Below are 15,203 nucleotides of genomic sequence, written 5' to 3' on the forward strand. Positions count from 1 at the left end.
GCCTGTGAGGAGGCCCCCATGACTGCACCGGCGATCCCCATGAAACTCGCCCCCGCCCCAGGATGGACGGTCGAGGCCGATGTGGTCGTCGTCGGCTCAGGAGTGGCGGGCCTGACCGTCGCCCTGCGCTACGCCGAGCTCGAACCCGAGGCCAAGGTCCTGGTCGTGACCAAGGACGTGCTGTCGTCGGGCTCGACCAGGTGGGCGCAGGGCGGCATCGCGGCCGTCCTCGACCCCGCCGACTCACCCGCCGACCACCTCGAGGACACGCTGGTCGCGGGGGTGGGGCTGTGCGACGTGCGGGCCGTACGGACTCTGGTGACCGAGGGGCCTGGCGCGCTCAGGAACCTGATCGCGAGGGGCGCGAGGTTCGACACCGACGAGCGGGGCGAGCTCCAGCTCACCCGCGAGGGCGGCCACCACCGCGACCGCATCGTGCACGCGGGCGGCGACGCGACCGGCGCGGAGGTGCAGCGGGCGCTCATCGAGGCCGTGCTCGCGCACCGCACGATCGAGGTGGTCGAGCACGCGCTCGTGCTCGACCTGCTGAAGGACGCCCAGGGCAGGGCCCGAGGGGTGACGCTCCACGTGATGGGCGAGGGCGCGCGCGACGGCGTGGGCGCGGTGCGAGCCAGGGCGGTGGTGCTGGCCACGGGCGGCATGGGCCAGGTCTACGCCTCCACCACCAACCCCGTCGTCTCCACCGGCGACGGCGTGGCCCTGGCGCTGCGAGCGGGCGCGGTGGTGCGCGACCTGGAGTTCGTGCAGTTCCACCCGACCGTGCTCTGGCTGGGGGAGGAGTCGAAGGGGCAGCAGCCGCTGATCTCCGAGGCCGTGCGCGGCGAGGGCGCCTACCTCGTCGACGCCGAGGGCAACAGGTTCACCGACGAGCTGGCCCCTCGCGACGTGGTCGCCAAGGCGATCATGCGCCAGCCGGGCCAGGTCTACCTCGACGGCCGCCACTTCGGGCTCGACAAGTGGAAGTCACGCTTCCCGACCATCTACGCGATCTGCCAGGAGCACGGCATCGACCCCGCCTTCGACCTGGTGCCCGTCATGCCCGCCGCCCACTACGCCAGCGGCGGCGTCCGTACCGACCTGCGCGGACGCACCTCCATCGAGGGCCTGTACGCCTGCGGAGAGGTCGCCTGCACCGGCGTTCACGGCGCGAACAGGCTGGCCTCCAACTCGCTGCTCGAAGGGCTGGTCTTCGCCGAGCGCATCGCCGCCGACCTGCACGAGGCGCGGCACGCGCCGGGCGAGCCCGTCACGGACGACCTGGCTCCCAGCCTGATCGACCCGAGGGCGAGGAGCAGGATCCAGGCGCACATGAGCAGGGGCGCGGGCGTCCTGCGCAGCCGGAAGACGGTGGCAGAGACCGGCGCGGCGCTCAGGGACGCGAGGTGGACACCTGTCGCGGTCCAGCCCTGCGTGGAGTCGTGGGAGACCACGAACCTGCTCACCGTGGCCACCGTGCTGGTCGCCGCCGCCCACGCGCGGCTGGAGACCAGAGGGTCGCACTGGCGGGAGGACTTCCCCGACCGCGACGACGAGAACTGGCTCGGTCACCTCGACATCACGCTCACCAGGGAGGGGCTGCACATGACCTACACGCCGCACGACGAGATCGAGGGCCTCGACCCCGACGTGGTCGAGGAGGTCGTCACGCGCGCGCTCGCCGAGGACCTGCAGGAGGCGGGCGACGTCACCTCGCTCGCCACGATCCCCGAGGGCCAGCAGGCGGTCGCCGACGTGGTCGCCAGGGCCGGCGGCGTGGTCGCGGGGCTGGCCGCCGCCGAGGCCGTCTTCCGCAGGCTCGGCGTGACCACGATCGACAAGCGGGCCAAGGACGGCGAGCGGGTCAAGGCCGGCGACGTGCTCATGACGGTCTCAGGATCCACCAGGAGCCTGCTCACGGCCGAACGCACCGCCCTGAACCTGCTCACCCACCTGTCGGGCATCGCGACGCTGACCGCCAGGTGGGTCGAGGCGGTCGAGGGGACGGGGACCAGGGTCCGCGACAGCCGTAAGACGCTCCCTGGGCTGCGGGCGCTGGAGAAGTACGCGGTCAGGGCGGGGGGCGGGGTCAACCACCGCATGTCGCTGTCGGACGCCGCGCTCATCAAGGACAACCACGTCGTCGCCGCTGGAGGGGTCGCCGAGGCTTTCCGTAAAGTAAGAGACATGTATCCGGGACTGCCCATCGAGGTGGAGGTGGACAGGATCGACCAGATCGAGCCCGTCCTGGCCGAGGGAGCGGAGGAGATCCTGCTCGACAACTTCACCGTCGAGGAGCTGGCTGAGGCCGTCCGGCTGGTCGGCGGAAGGGCGCGACTCGAATCCAGCGGGGGACTGACCTTGGAATCGGCCCGTGATGTAGCCGACACTGGCGTGGACTACGTTGCTGTGGGAGCGCTGACGCACTCTGCTCCCGCGCTGGACATCGCATTGGACCTCCGGGGGATTTGATGCTGCTCGCGATCGACGTCGGCAACACGCACACGGTGCTCGGCCTGTTCGAGGGCGAGGAGGTCATCGAACACTGGCGCATCGCCACCGATGCCCGCCGTACCGCTGACGAGATCGCGGTCGTCCTGCAGGGGCTGCTGGCCCAGTCGCCCCTGCTGAAGGGCGCGGACGTGAGCGGCATCGCGCTCTGCTCGACCGTGCCCTCGGTGCTCAACGAGATGCGCGAGATGTGCCGCCGCTACTACGGCGACGTCACCGCGGTCATCGTCGAGCCGGGCATCCGCACCGGCGTGCCGGTCAGGATGGACAACCCCAAGGAGGTCGGCAGCGACCGCATCGTCAACTCGCTGGCCGCCATCGACCAGTACGGCGGGCCCTGCATCATCGTCGACTTCGGCACCGCCACCTCCTTCGACGCCGTGTCGGCCAAGGGCGAGTACGTCGGAGCGGTCACCGCGCCAGGCATCGAGATCTCCGTCGACGCCCTCGCCGCGGCGGGCGCGCAACTGCACAAGGTCGAGCTGATCAGGCCCCGCTCCGTCATCGCCAAGAACACCGTCGAGGCGCTGCAGTCCGGCATCATCTACGGCTTCGCCGGCCAGGTCGACGGCATCGTCGAGCGGATGGCGGCCGAGCTGGCGGAAGACCCCGACGACGTCACCGTGGTGGCGACCGGCGGCCACGCCGCGCTCGTGGTGGGCGAGTCGCGCTCGATCGACGTGCACGAGCCGTGGCTGACCCTGATCGGGCTCAGGCTGATCTACAACCGCAACGCGACATGACGAAGGGCCCCTCTTCCGAGGGGCCCTTCCTTTCGGCCGATCACACCTCTTCGGCGTCGTAGACGTCCCACCACTGCCCGCACTTGCTGACCTTGTGCGTGTGGGGGTTGTACTGGCAGACCTTGGCACGCACGGCGTAGACGTCGTCCTCGTGGAACTGGAACGTCTTGTAGCCGGGGTAGCCGCAGTAGTAGCGGGCGTAGACGTGGTGCCAGTCGTACTCGTCGTCGGCGGCCTGGAACTTCACGTACGCGCACTTGCCACCCTGCTTGTAGGTGCGGTTGTCGAGGTCGTAGAGACGGCCCTTGACGTGGACGGAGTTGCCGTCCTCGTAGTCGCCCTCGACGCCGACCCAGCTGCTGGCCTTGGCCAGGCCGTGCTTGGCGTAGTAGGGGCCCCAGTAGTCGTCCCAGTCGGAGGCGGTGGTGGTGGACGAGGAGCTCGTCGAGGCGCCGGCGCTGGTGGCGGGGAGCGACAGGGCCAGTGTGCCGGTGGCGGCCACTGCGAGGAAGCCTGTCGCGAGCTTCTTCATCATGATCTCTCCTTGAGCCCCCACGGTTCCGGCTCCTTGCCGGATCCCCCCTGGGCTCTGTGAGTCATTGGTAACGGTCCGTGCTTGCACGGCCCCTGCAGAGGACCGACGAGCTCTTGCAGTTCGCCAAATCGGTACCCTTGGGGGTTGTGACCGACGAACTTCCCGAGCAGATGCGCATCCGGAGGGAGAAGCTCGACCGCCTTCGCGACGAGGGCGTCGATCCTTACCCGGTGTCCTTTCCCCGTACGGCGACCAATGTCGAGATCAGGGAGAAATACCAGGGCCTCGAACCGGACACCGCGACGGGCGACAGGGTCGGCGTCGCGGGGCGCGTCATGCTCAACCGCATCGGCGGGAAGCTCTGCTTCGCCACTCTGCGTGACGGCAGCGGCGACCTGCAGGTCATGATCTCCCTCGACCGGGTGGGCGAGGAGTCGCTCGCCGCCTGGAAGCGCGACGTCGACCTCGGCGACCACGTCGGCATCGAGGGCGAGGTCATCACCTCCCGCCGCGGCGAGCTGTCGATCCTCGCCGACAGCTGGCAGATCACCTCCAAGTGCCTGCGCCCGCTGCCGGAGAAGCACGTCGGCCTCACCGACCCCGAGGCCCGGGTACGGCAGCGCTACGTCGACCTCATCGTCAACGACGAGGCGCGCAGGATGGCCCACGTCCGCAGCGCCACGGTCCGCGCGGTGCGCGACTTCTGGCACGAGGAGGGCTACCTCGAGGTCGAGACGCCGATGCTGCAGCCGATCCACGGCGGCGCCGCCGCGCGTCCCTTCAAGACGCACATCAACGCCTACGACATGGAGCTCTACCTTCGCATCGCGATCGAGCTCTACCTGAAGCGGCTGGTGGTCGGCGGCATCGAGAAGGTCTTCGAGATCAACCGCAACTTCCGCAACGAGGGCGCCGACTCCACGCACAACCCCGAGTTCACGATGCTCGAGGCGTACGGCACCTACCTCGACTACAACGACATGGCCGACCTCACGCAGCGGATGTACCAGAAGGCGGTCGTCGCCGCTCTGGACACCACCGTGGTCGTGCACGACGGGGTCGAGGTCGACCTGGGGCTCGAGCGGTGGCCCAGGATCACGCTGTACGGCTCGGTCTCCTCGGCCCTCGGCGAGGAGATCACCACCGACACCCCGCTCGACCAGGTGCGCAAACACGCCGACAAGCGGCAGATCCACTGGGACCCCAAGTGGGGCCAGGGCAAGCTCGTCCAGGAGCTGTTCGAGGAGCTGGTCGAGCACACGCTCGTCCAGCCGACGTTCGTCATGGACTACCCGCTGGAGACCTCCCCGCTCACCCGCCAGCACCGCGACAACCCGCTGCTCACGGAGAAGTGGGACCTGATCGGGTTCGGCACCGAGCTGGGCACGGCCTACTCCGAGCTGGTCGACCCGATCGAACAGCGCCGCCGTCTCACCGAGCAGTCGATCCTCGCCGCGGGGGGCGACCCCGAGGCGATGCAGCTCGACGAGGACTTCCTGCAGGCGCTCGAGTACGCGATGCCGCCGACGGGCGGGATGGGCGCGGGCATCGACCGGATGATCATGGCCTTCACCGGCAAGAACATCAGGGAAACCATCCTCTTCCCCCTGGTGAAGCCCTCCTCCCACTAGAGCGTGGCCGGGCGGGCGCGAGCCCGCCCAGGAGGTCCGGGGCTCGGGCCGTGGATGATCTCATCGTCGGGCAGGCCGTCCGGGCAGGCCGTCCGGGGGTCAGGGCAGGAGGACCAGGCGGCCGCGGACGCCGCCGGCGGACAGGCGGGCGTGGGCGTCGGCGGCCTTCTCCAGCGGGTAGGTGCCGGCGACCCTCGTGGTGAGGCGGCCGAGCTCGGCCAGCCGTACGATCTCGGCCAGTTGCCGCGGTTCCTCCCTGAAGAACACCGTCGCCACGTCCGTCCCGCGCAGCGGGACGGGGGCGACGCCCGCCGACAGCGCGATGAAGGCGCCGCCGTCGCGCAGGGCGTCCAGCCCCGCCAGCCCGGTGATCGCGGCGTCGATCACCGCGTCCACGCCGCCCGGCACCTGCCTTCTGACCGCCTCGGCGAGGTTCTCCTCGCGCGAGACGAACCATTCGGCTCCGAAGCCGCGCACCAGCTCCTCGTCCTGCCGCCCGGCGGCGGCGACGACGCGCAGGCCCCTGGCCGCGGCGAGCTCCACCGCGTACCCTCCGACCGCACCCGCCGCCCCGGTGACCAGCACGGTGTCGCCCTGGCGGAGGTGCGCCCTGTCGAGGGACTGCCAGGCCGTCAGCGCGTTGAGCGGCAGCGTGGCGGCCTCGGCCGCCGAGACGCCACGTGGCGCGAGCGCCGCCGCCCGGGCGTCGACCACCACGTACTCCGCCTGTGCCTTGGTAGGAGCCTCCAGCCTGCTCGCCAGCGCGATGACCTCCTGCCCAAGGGCGAAGGCGGCGCCCTCGCCCACCTGGTCGATCACCCCTGCCGCGTCGAAGCCGAGCCCGTAGGCGTCGAGCTTCCTGGCGACGCCGTAGTCGGCGAGCGCTCCCGCCGCCACCGCCAGGTCGAAAGGGTTCACCCCTGCGGCGGCGACCTTGATCCGTATCTGGCCGCGGCCCGCCTGGGGGAGTGGGACCTCGATGAGCCGAGGCGAGCCGGAGCCGCCGATGAGTGCACGCATGGTCGTCATGTCATCGAATCTAGGGAGAGTTACTCTCTTCGGGTAAGAAGGCACCTGGAAGTGCGTAACCAACCGGAGGGAGCCCACATGACGACCGTCACGGCGGCCGCGCGCAGGGCCGAGGCCAAGCGGGCCTATGACGCCTACGTCGCGGCCTGCCCTTCGAGGAAGCTGCTCGACACGCTCAGCGACAAGTGGGTGAGCCTGGTGCTCAACGCGCTGGCCGACGGGTCGAAGCGCTACAGCGACCTGGCGAGGACGATCGCCGGCGTGAGCCAGAAGATGCTCACCCAGACCCTTCGCGGCCTCGAGCGCGATGGCCTGGTCACCAGGACGGTGACGGCGGCGGTGCCGGTGAGGGTCGACTATCGGCTCACGTCGCTCGGAGAGAGCCTGCTTCCGCTCATGGCCGCCATCAAACAGTGGGCGGAGAGTCACATCGAGGACGTGGAGGCGGCTCGCCTCCGTTATGACGCCGATTCTGAGAATTCGCCGTGAAATTCATGAGACGGGCGCATTGCAGTAAGGGTCCTGTGGACGGTTCTCGGCACTCCAGTCGAGGAATGTTCGTCGTATAGAAACGATCAAGTCAATGGCGGTCGTCAAGTATGGAACGAAACGACCTTGACGACCTTTCCAGTATGCGTTTACCTTCTGCGAGACGAGCAGCCTGCTTGAGCCGAAGACGTCTCCGAGTTTGTGCTGTTGGGGGGAGGGCTCCCGATGGATGTGCTCACTGAAGGCGTCGAGCTGAGCCAGGACGACCTGGATCTCCTCGCGCAGTTGGCCAAGGGTGTCACGGTCGACCGCGTGGGGCGGGCCCTGGAGATCAGCGGCCGGACGGTGCGCCGCCGCCTGCGCGGCATCTGCGACAGGATCGGCGTGGCCACGGCGATCGAGGCGGTGGCCTGGGCCGCGCGCCGACGACTGATCTAGGCGCGTCAGTCGGCGATGCGCACGGCCCCGGCGAACGGGCGGTTGCCGATGGCGGCGATGCGGACGACGTCGCCGGTGCGGGGCGCGTGGACCATCATCCCACCGCCGATGTAGATGCCCACGTGGTGCAGGTCGTTGTAGAAGAAGACCAGGTCACCGGGGCGCATCTGCTCGCGCGTGATGTGGGTGCCCGCCGTCCACTGGTCACCCGTGTAGTGCGGCAGGCTGATGCCGACGCGCTGGTAGGCGGCCATCACCAGGCCCGAGCAGTCGTAGGAGTTGGGGCCTTCCGCGCCCCACACGTACGGCTTGAGCTGCTGCGTGAGAGCCCAACGAGCGGCCTCGGCCGCCTTGCCGCTGCCGATGATCGGCAGGTTGACCTTGGTCGCCCTGGTGCCAGGCCGACCGGCCTCGCCGATCGCCCGCTTGAACAGGTTGCTCTCGACCTTGGTCACCAGCGTGGTGATCTTGCTGCGCTTGTCGCCGAGGTCGTCGACGAGCTTCTGCACCTCGGCCAGTCGCGTCTTGGCCGTCGCCTTGGCCCGCTCGGCGGCGGCGATGGAGTCGGCCAGCTCCTTGACCTCCTGGCCCTGCTGCTGCCCGAGGGCGTAGAAGGTGGCGGCTCCGTCAAGGAAGGAGTCAGGGTCGGTGGAGGTGGCGAAGGCCAGGCCGTCGGCGAAGCCGCCGCTCATGTAGGTGCTCTCGGCCAGGAGCGTGGCGCGCGCCCGCTTGGCGGCCAGGTCGGCCTCGCTGGTGGCAAGGATCTTCTTGGCCACCTCAGCGGACTTCTTGACGCTCTTGAGCTTCTCGCGCTGGCCGTTGTACTGCTCGGTCAGCGTCTCGATGTCGTTGTGGAGCTTCTCGACCTGCTGGGAGAGCTCCTTCAGCGTCGGCTTGGGGTCGGCGGCGGCCGAGCCGAGCGGGACGGTGAGAGCCAGGACGGCCATCGCCGCGCCCACGATGGCGAACCGTTTGCGCAGGGCGCCGGGTTCGTGGGGGCGGGCGTGCTTGCCCGCGCTCTTTCCCTCGTGGGTACGCGTGCGCTTCACCAACCGGCTCCTCTCGTTGCCGCCTACCGGGTTAGCTGACGGGTTCGGGCCGGAGCAGCCCTACCGAGCGCGTGCTCGGACTCACCCCATTGGCGGTGCTGGCCGCCGGCGGGTCCCCGGCTCCCCGAGTTGCGGGGATTAGGCGCGTCTCCACGCGTGTGTCGCGTGGGGGACATCGTCGCTGGACACTAGTGCAAGCCAGGTTCCTGCTCAACCAGAACTGCCAATCCCGTAGAGGTTGTGCAACCGAAGCGTCACGGCGTGATCACGTGAAAGCCCGATCTACCAGGGCATTGCAAGAGCTTTGCCCATCTTTATGCGGATTTGTCGGACTGTTACTCTAGCGCTGCAGACGGTGTACGGCTTGCTACAGCGCGTCATGTGACGGTAGTTAAGGATGGGCCGAAACGGGCTGGGTACGCTGGAGGGCCATGGAGCAGGTCGCCGAGCGCACCCCGAAGGACACCGAGATCGTCGTGAGGCGCGCCCGCACGCCCGACGTCAGAGCCATCAGGCGCCTGGTCGACACGTACGCGGGGGCGGGCCCCAGGTTGCTGGAGAAGGCCACCGTCACGCTGTACGAGGACGTCCAGGAGTTCTGGGTCGCCGACCGCGGCGGCGAGGTCGTGGGCTGCGGCGCGCTCCACGTGCTGTGGGAGGACCTGGCGGAAATCCGAACGGTCGCCGTCGACCCCGAATACAGGGGTGCGGGAATCGGTCACCGTATTGTTACCGCACTGGTCGCGACGGCCCGTGACCTGGGTCTGCGCAGGGTCTTCTGCCTGACTTTCGAGGTCGACTTCTTCGCGCGCCATGGCTTCGTCCCGATCGAGGGCGCACCTGTATCACCCGAGGTCTATGCCGAGTTGCTGGCTTCCTACGACGAAGGGATCGCGGAGTTTCTCGATCTTGAACATGTGAAGCCCAACACCCTTGGCAACACCCGCATGTTGCTCCATCTGCCCACGGTTGACTCAGAGGATGACCAAGGGGAAAGGTGATTGTTGATACTCATGTCGATACGTTGGGCAACAGCAAGCATGTGTCCTGACATGTGCCACATGCGCCATCGAAGCGAGGTGACACGGTGAGCACCGGACAGCCGCCGTATCCACAGGACCAGCCTGAAGACAATTCCGCTGGGACTCATGGATACGGTCAGCAGAACGCGGGACGCCAGGGCGACCCCGATCCAGACGCGACGATCGTGGGCTATCGCCAAGACGGCGGCGGCTACGGTCACCAGGGCCAGCAGCAGCCCGACTACGGCCAGCAGGGCTACGGTCAGCAGCCTTACGGCCAGCAACAGCAGCAGGGCTACGGCCAGCAGGGGTACGGCCAGCAGGCCGCCTCCTCCGGTCAGCAGCCAGGCTACGGACAGCCTTCCTACGGCCAGCAGGGCCAGAGCCAGCAGCCCGAGTACGGGCAGCCGGGCTACGGCCAGCAGCAGCCGTCCTACGGGCAGCAGGGCTATGGTCAGCAGGCCGCCTCGGGTCAGCAGCCCGAGTACGGCCAGCCCGGCTACGGCCAGCAGCCCGGTTATGGTCAGCCGAGCCAGCCCGGCTACGGCCAGCAGCAGCCTCCCTCGGGTCAGCAGCCCGGCTACGGGCAGCAGCAGCCGGGCTACGGCCAGCAGCAGCCTTCCTCGGGTCAGCAGCCCGGTTACGGCCAGCAGCAACCGTCCTATGGTCAGCAGCCCGACTACGGCCAGCAGCCCGGTTACGGTCAGCAGCCCCAGCAGGGCTATGGCCAGCAGGGCCAGTCGCAGCCCGGCTACGGGCAGCAGTCGCCCTACGGCCAGCCGCAGGCGTACGGCCAGCAGGGCTACGGTCAGCAGCAGCAGCCGGCCTACGGGCAGCAGCCCGGCTACGGCCAGCCGTACGGCGCGCCCGCGGGGGTGCAGCCTCCCGGCGCTCCCGCTCCGCTCGCCGAGTGGTGGCAGCGGCTGGTCGCCCGCATCATCGACGGTCTGATCATCGGTCTCGCCGGCGTGGTCATCGGGATCGTCCTGGGACTGATCCTGGGCGCGATCCTGATCACCCAGGCCAGCTACGACCTCAACACGGGGACGATCACGCAGCCCTCCGGCTACTGGATCCTCAACGTGATCACCGTGGTGATCGTCACCCTGCTCTACGTCGCCTACGAGTTCTTCCTCACGAAGTCCAAGGGGCAGACCGTCGGCAAGATGGTCATGGGCATCAAGATCACCGAAGTGGGCGCGCCGCTGACCGCGGGCGGGCTCAGGAGCGACGCCGCGCTGAAGCGCGCGGGCGTCACCTGGGGTGGCAACATCCTGGGCGTGCTTCCGTTCAGTCTCGGCGGAGCGCTCGGCGGCCTGCTGATCATCCTGAACGGTGTCTCGCAGTTCTGGGACAAGCCGCTTCAGCAGACCTTCGCCGACAAGGTGGCCAAGACCGTCGTCGTGAAGATCAAGTAAGCGGAATCCTAAAGAATCAGGGGCCGGCTCGACGCCGGCCCCTGTTTTCGCGCGTGGGACCTGTAATCGTGGTCGCCCGCCGTACACAATGGGCGTTATGGTCGCGTCCGGAGCGCCCGCCGTACCCGCCGATTGGTGGGAACGGCTCGCGGCGCGAAGTATTGAGGCGCTGGTCATCGGCGTCTTCTATTACATTCTGTTCATCGCGGCCTGGGGTTTGTTGCGGACTGTAGGGCTTCTCGACAGCTTCGAGGGGCGGCTACCCGGGTTGTTCGCCTGGCTCGTGGTCGGCTCGGGTTATGCGGCCTATGACTGCCTCGCGCATTACCGGCACGGTCGCACCTTCGGTAAGGTGATCATGAAGATTAGGTTGGCGCCCGCTCCCGGCAGGGCGCTGACGAGGGCGGATCTGGCTAAACGGGCGGCCCTCTATCCCGGAGCGATGGTGCTTGTGGGGATTCCGGGCGTCAATCTCCTGGCGGGAATCCTGGCCTTCGCCGTGGGCCTGTCCATCTTGATCGACAGGCCACTCCAGCAGGGCATCCATGACAAGGCGGCGGGTTCGCGGGTGATCAAAGAGGCTCGCTGAAGTGTGCATCCGCCCCAGATCCGGTTTTTTTGGGATTTTCCGGGCGATCGGGTAAGGAGTCTGGAGAGACTGGCATTAGGCTGGGTGTGACACCCCCGCCAGGTAGCGGCCCTCTATGGGGCGCTATGGTCGGGGCGGACTGTGGTCATCAGCCGTCCGTGGGTGTCGACGGCAGCTTGTGCATAAAGGGCTCGTCCCTACAAACCCGAAGAGGCGCCGTGGGGACGGAATGCAGCCGCTGGACATCGTCCAAACCGGGCGGATCCACCGGAGAACCAGACCTGGCTCACTAGTCAGCGGAATCCGCGAAGCGCTGAATTGTCTCGCTGCCTTTTCGGGTATATGTTTGGCAGGCGAATGAAACAATGCTCCGGGAAAGGATTCCGTAGATGGCCAAGCAGATCCAGGAGATTCTCATCGATGACCTCGATGGGGGCGAGGCCAATGAGACGGTCAGCTTCGCCATTGACGGGGCGTCCTATGAGATTGACCTCAGCGTCGATAACGCCAAGAAGCTGCGGGACGCGCTGTCGCCTTTCCAGCAGGCCGCACGCAAGTCGGGTGCGGCCGCCACGCGTCGCAGGGCGCGGGGTGGCACGCGTTCGATGAGTCGTGAGCAGAGCTCGGAGATTCGGCAGTGGGCCAAGGCTCACGGACTTCCCGTCAGCGAGCGCGGCCGGATCGCCTCCACCGTCGTGGAGAAGTACCAAGCGGCTCACTGACATCATGCGCTTATGACGATCGCCTAGAACCCCGGAGATCGCCATAAGCGCATGATCGTGTTTGCCTGATGAAAACCGGGCGTGTCGCGCAGCCGCGCGTCAGCGCTCTAAACGTCGTTCGCTTGCGGCGTATCGGGAACACAGCACCCCCAGACAGTAGTTGGATGGAGGGTGAACGCCCTGCTCTCGGGGAACGTCTCTGCTATAGAGCGTGTCAGCGGCAGAGGCATGGTTCGCCGAGCCAGGGCTAGCATGCGGGAGGACGGGACCGGATTTACCGGCCTGACTGACCGCTCTGTGAGGAGCGACGAGATGTTCGAGAGGTTCACCGACCGAGCAAGGCGGGTTGTCGTCCTGGCCCAAGAAGAGGCCAGGATGCTCAACCACAACTACATCGGCACTGAGCACATTCTTCTTGGTTTGATCCATGAAGGTGAGGGCGTAGCCGCCAAGGCTCTGGAGAGCCTCGGCATCAGCCTTGAGGGTGTGCGCCAGCAGGTCGAGGAGATCATCGGCCAGGGCCAGTCGGCTCCGTCGGGGCACATTCCGTTCACCCCGCGGGCCAAGAAGGTTCTTGAGCTGTCGCTCCGTGAGGCTTTGCAGCTGGGTCACAACTACATCGGAACCGAGCACATCCTGCTCGGGCTCATCCGTGAGGGTGAGGGTGTGGCAGCCCAGGTGCTGGTCAAGCTTGGAGCCGATCTCAACCGTGTGCGGCAGCAGGTCATCCAGCTGCTCCACGGCTACCAGGGCAAGGAGCCGGCCGCCGCGGGTGGTCCGCAGGAGTCCGCGCCTTCCACCTCCCTGGTGCTCGACCAGTTCGGCCGCAACCTGACCCAGGCCGCCCGCGAGGGCAAGCTGGATCCGGTCATCGGCCGTGAGAAGGAGATCGAGCGGGTCATGCAGGTCCTCTCAAGGAGGACCAAGAACAACCCCGTTCTCATCGGCGAGCCCGGCGTCGGCAAGACCGCCGTCGTCGAGGGCCTGTCGCAGAAGATCGTCAGGGGCGAGGTTCCCGAGACGCTGAAGGACAAGCAGCTCTACACGCTTGACCTCGGCGCTCTGGTCGCGGGCTCCCGCTACCGCGGTGACTTCGAGGAGCGCCTGAAGAAGGTGCTCAAGGAGATCCGCACGCGCGGCGACATCATCCTGTTCATCGACGAGCTCCACACGCTCGTCGGCGCGGGCGCCGCGGAGGGCGCGATCGACGCCGCCAGCATCCTGAAGCCGATGCTGGCCCGTGGCGAGCTGCAGACCATCGGCGCCACCACTCTCGACGAGTACCGCAAGTACCTCGAGAAGGACGCCGCCCTGGAGCGACGCTTCCAGCCGATCCAGGTGGCCGAGCCCTCGCTCAGCCACACGATCGAGATCCTCAAGGGTCTGCGCGACCGCTACGAGGCGCACCACCGCGTCTCGATCACCGACGGCGCGCTGGTCGCCGCCGCGCAGCTGGCCGACCGCTACATCAGCGACCGCTACCTGCCCGACAAGGCGATCGACCTCATCGACGAGGCCGGTTCCCGGATGCGCATCCGCAGGATGACCGCTCCGCCGGACCTGCGCGAGTACGACGAGAAGATCGCCAACGTCCGTCGCGACAAGGAGTCCGCGATCGACGCGCAGGACTTCGAGAAGGCGGCTGCCCTCCGCGACCAGGAGAAGCAGCTCCAGCTCAAGCGCGAGCGTCGCGAGAAGGAGTGGAAGGCCGGCGACATGGACGTCGTGGCCGAGGTCACCGAGGAGCTCATCGCCGAGGTCCTGGCCACCGCCACAGGCATCCCGGTCTTCAAGCTGACCGAGGAGGAGTCCCAGCGCCTGCTCCGCATGGAGGACGAGCTCCACAAGCGGATCATCGGCCAGGACGACGCCATCAAGGGCCTGTCGCGGTCCATCCGGCGCACCCGCGCCGGTCTGAAGGACCCGCGCCGTCCCGGCGGCTCGTTCATCTTCGCCGGCCCGTCAGGTGTCGGTAAGACCGAGCTGTCCAAGGCTCTGGCGGAGTTCCTCTTCGGCGACGAAGACGCTCTGATCATGCTGGACATGTCGGAGTTCATGGAGAAGCACACCGTCTCCAGGCTGTTCGGCTCGCCTCCCGGCTACGTCGGGTACGAGGAGGGCGGCCAGCTGACGGAGAAGGTGCGGCGCAAGCCGTTCTCCGTGGTCCTGTTCGACGAGATCGAGAAGGCCCACCCCGACATCTTCAACTCGCTGCTGCAGATCCTGGAAGACGGTCGCCTGACCGACGCCCAGGGCCGGGTGGTCGACTTCAAGAACACGGTCATCATCATGACCACCAACCTCGGTACCCGCGACATCTCCAAGGGCATCGGGGTCGGGTTCGCGAAGAACAACGACGCCGAGTCGAACTACGACCGGATGAAGTCCAAGGTGCAGGAGGAGCTCAAGCAGCACTTCCGGCCCGAGTTCCTCAACCGTGTCGACGACATCGTGGTCTTCCACCAGCTCACCATGAACGAGATCATCAAGATCGTCGATCTGATGCTCGCGCAGGTGGATGAGCGACTGAAGGACCGCGACATGAGCCTCGACGTCAGCCCTGCCGCCAAGCAGCTGCTGGCCGACCGTGGTTACGACCCGGTCATGGGCGCTCGTCCGCTCCGCCGTACGATCCAGCGCGAGCTGGAGGACTCTCTCTCCGAGAAGATCCTGTACGGCGAGCTGCGTCCCGGCCAGGTGGTCAAGATCGACGTGGAGGGTGAGGGCGACAACGCCAAGTTCACCTTCGTCGGCGAGGCCGCACCTTCGCCGGTGCCCGACTCGGCCGCGTCCATCGCGGAGCCGATTAAGAAGTAGCACCACACCAAAGGGCCCGCGGGAATTTCCCCGCGGGCCCTTTGCGCTGTCCGCCGTCCGCTTGATCCTGTACGGCAAGCCCTCTCTGTGCTGTCCCCCGATCGTTTGATCCTGTGCGGCAAGCCAACGTAAGCGCCACCCGGGTCACCGGCTGGCCTCCCTCCAGGGAAACGCTCCCCGAGCGCCCGTGGCGCCCACCGCAACGGCCAACCC

13 protein-coding genes and 1 riboswitch are annotated in these 15,203 nt (G+C 67.6%); of the genes, 10 read left to right on the plus strand and 3 right to left on the minus strand.

Annotated elements, in window-relative coordinates; genetic code table 11:
- Positions 1–18: 18 nt before the first annotated feature.
- Together ABFX50_RS19580 and ABFX50_RS19585 are read left to right on the plus strand one after the other, a co-directional pair.
- Positions 19–2,469 (plus strand): L-aspartate oxidase, encoded by a 2,451-nt coding sequence (locus ABFX50_RS19580; protein WP_346148261.1) that lies wholly within the window; start codon positions 19–21, stop codon positions 2,467–2,469.
- A complete protein-coding gene (locus ABFX50_RS19585; protein ID WP_183653741.1) occupies positions 2,469–3,251 on the plus strand; it encodes a type III pantothenate kinase in 783 nt (260 codons plus the stop codon). The genes ABFX50_RS19580 and ABFX50_RS19585 overlap by 1 nt, the downstream gene beginning before the upstream one ends.
- Positions 3,252–3,291: 40 nt before the next feature.
- On the opposite strand, the gene ABFX50_RS19590 is transcribed toward ABFX50_RS19585, so the two are convergent.
- Positions 3,292–3,786: a hypothetical protein gene (locus ABFX50_RS19590; RefSeq protein WP_346148264.1), complete on the minus strand. Its 495-nt coding sequence runs from the start codon at positions 3,784–3,786 to the stop codon at positions 3,292–3,294.
- A 137-nt stretch (positions 3,787–3,923) separates the two neighbouring features.
- On the opposite strand from ABFX50_RS19590, the gene lysX reads away from it, so the two are divergent.
- Entirely contained in the window at positions 3,924–5,417 is a 1,494-nt protein-coding gene (gene lysX / locus ABFX50_RS19595) for a bifunctional lysylphosphatidylglycerol synthetase/lysine--tRNA ligase LysX (protein ID WP_346148266.1), read from the plus strand.
- 99 nt (positions 5,418–5,516) lie between these two features.
- Here the strand turns inward: lysX and ABFX50_RS19600 are convergent, their stop codons facing one another.
- Positions 5,517–6,446 (minus strand): NADP-dependent oxidoreductase, encoded by a 930-nt coding sequence (locus ABFX50_RS19600; protein ID WP_346148268.1) that lies wholly within the window; start codon positions 6,444–6,446, stop codon positions 5,517–5,519.
- A 78-nt stretch (positions 6,447–6,524) separates the two neighbouring features.
- Between ABFX50_RS19600 and ABFX50_RS19605 the strand changes: the two genes are divergently transcribed.
- A complete protein-coding gene (locus ABFX50_RS19605) occupies positions 6,525–6,935 on the plus strand; it encodes a winged helix-turn-helix transcriptional regulator (RefSeq protein WP_346148270.1) in 411 nt (136 codons plus the stop codon).
- A gap of 225 nt (positions 6,936–7,160) precedes the next feature.
- Entirely contained in the window at positions 7,161–7,373 is a 213-nt protein-coding gene (locus tag ABFX50_RS19610) for a LuxR C-terminal-related transcriptional regulator (RefSeq protein ID WP_346127924.1), read from the plus strand.
- Between the two features lie 5 nt (positions 7,374–7,378).
- Here the strand turns inward: ABFX50_RS19610 and ABFX50_RS19615 are convergent, their stop codons facing one another.
- Positions 7,379–8,422: a C40 family peptidase gene (locus ABFX50_RS19615; protein WP_312895754.1), complete on the minus strand. Its 1,044-nt coding sequence runs from the start codon at positions 8,420–8,422 to the stop codon at positions 7,379–7,381.
- A 5-nt stretch (positions 8,423–8,427) separates the two neighbouring features.
- A riboswitch (cyclic di-AMP (ydaO/yuaA leader) is annotated at positions 8,428–8,577 on the minus strand.
- Positions 8,578–8,853: 276 nt separating this feature from the next.
- Between ABFX50_RS19615 and ABFX50_RS19620 the strand changes: the two genes are divergently transcribed.
- From ABFX50_RS19620 to ABFX50_RS19640, 5 genes are all read left to right on the plus strand, one after another.
- Positions 8,854–9,423 carry an amino-acid N-acetyltransferase gene (locus tag ABFX50_RS19620; RefSeq protein WP_346148273.1) on the plus strand — a complete coding sequence of 190 codons (570 nt, stop codon included), beginning with the start codon at positions 8,854–8,856 and terminating at the stop codon, positions 9,421–9,423.
- Between the two features lie 206 nt (positions 9,424–9,629).
- On the plus strand, positions 9,630–10,862 hold the full coding sequence (locus tag ABFX50_RS19625) for an RDD family protein (RefSeq protein WP_346148275.1): 1,233 nt from the start codon (positions 9,630–9,632) through the stop codon (positions 10,860–10,862).
- A 97-nt stretch (positions 10,863–10,959) separates the two neighbouring features.
- Positions 10,960–11,451: an RDD family protein gene (locus ABFX50_RS19630; RefSeq protein ID WP_346148277.1), complete on the plus strand. Its 492-nt coding sequence runs from the start codon at positions 10,960–10,962 to the stop codon at positions 11,449–11,451.
- A gap of 389 nt (positions 11,452–11,840) precedes the next feature.
- Positions 11,841–12,173: a histone-like nucleoid-structuring protein Lsr2 gene (locus ABFX50_RS19635; RefSeq protein ID WP_183653762.1), complete on the plus strand. Its 333-nt coding sequence runs from the start codon at positions 11,841–11,843 to the stop codon at positions 12,171–12,173.
- Positions 12,174–12,485: 312 nt separating this feature from the next.
- Entirely contained in the window at positions 12,486–14,990 is a 2,505-nt protein-coding gene (locus tag ABFX50_RS19640) for an ATP-dependent Clp protease ATP-binding subunit (RefSeq protein ID WP_346148279.1), read from the plus strand.
- The last annotated feature ends 213 nt before the right edge of the window (positions 14,991–15,203 follow it).

The organism is Nonomuraea recticatena (assembly GCF_039533245.1).
Lineage (GTDB): Bacteria > Actinomycetota > Actinomycetes > Streptosporangiales > Streptosporangiaceae > Nonomuraea > Nonomuraea roseola.

Excerpts from the sequence above, each read along its gene's own strand:
- ABFX50_RS19635 (WP_183653762.1), top strand. The coding sequence starts at position 11,841 with ATGGCCAAGCAGATCCAGGAGATTCTCATCGATGACCTCGATGGGGGC.
- ABFX50_RS19585 (WP_183653741.1), top strand. The coding sequence starts at position 2,469 with ATGCTGCTCGCGATCGACGTCGGCAACACGCACACGGTGCTCGGCCTG.
- ABFX50_RS19600 (WP_346148268.1), bottom strand. The coding sequence starts at position 6,446 with ATGACGACCATGCGTGCACTCATCGGCGGCTCCGGCTCGCCTCGGCTC.
- ABFX50_RS19610 (WP_346127924.1), top strand. The coding sequence starts at position 7,161 with ATGGATGTGCTCACTGAAGGCGTCGAGCTGAGCCAGGACGACCTGGAT.
- ABFX50_RS19640 (WP_346148279.1), top strand. The coding sequence starts at position 12,486 with ATGTTCGAGAGGTTCACCGACCGAGCAAGGCGGGTTGTCGTCCTGGCC.
- ABFX50_RS19605 (WP_346148270.1), top strand. The coding sequence starts at position 6,525 with ATGACGACCGTCACGGCGGCCGCGCGCAGGGCCGAGGCCAAGCGGGCC.
- ABFX50_RS19620 (WP_346148273.1), top strand. The coding sequence starts at position 8,854 with ATGGAGCAGGTCGCCGAGCGCACCCCGAAGGACACCGAGATCGTCGTG.
- ABFX50_RS19590 (WP_346148264.1), bottom strand. The coding sequence starts at position 3,786 with ATGATGAAGAAGCTCGCGACAGGCTTCCTCGCAGTGGCCGCCACCGGC.
- ABFX50_RS19580 (WP_346148261.1), top strand. The coding sequence starts at position 19 with ATGACTGCACCGGCGATCCCCATGAAACTCGCCCCCGCCCCAGGATGG.
- ABFX50_RS19630 (WP_346148277.1), top strand. The coding sequence starts at position 10,960 with ATGGTCGCGTCCGGAGCGCCCGCCGTACCCGCCGATTGGTGGGAACGG.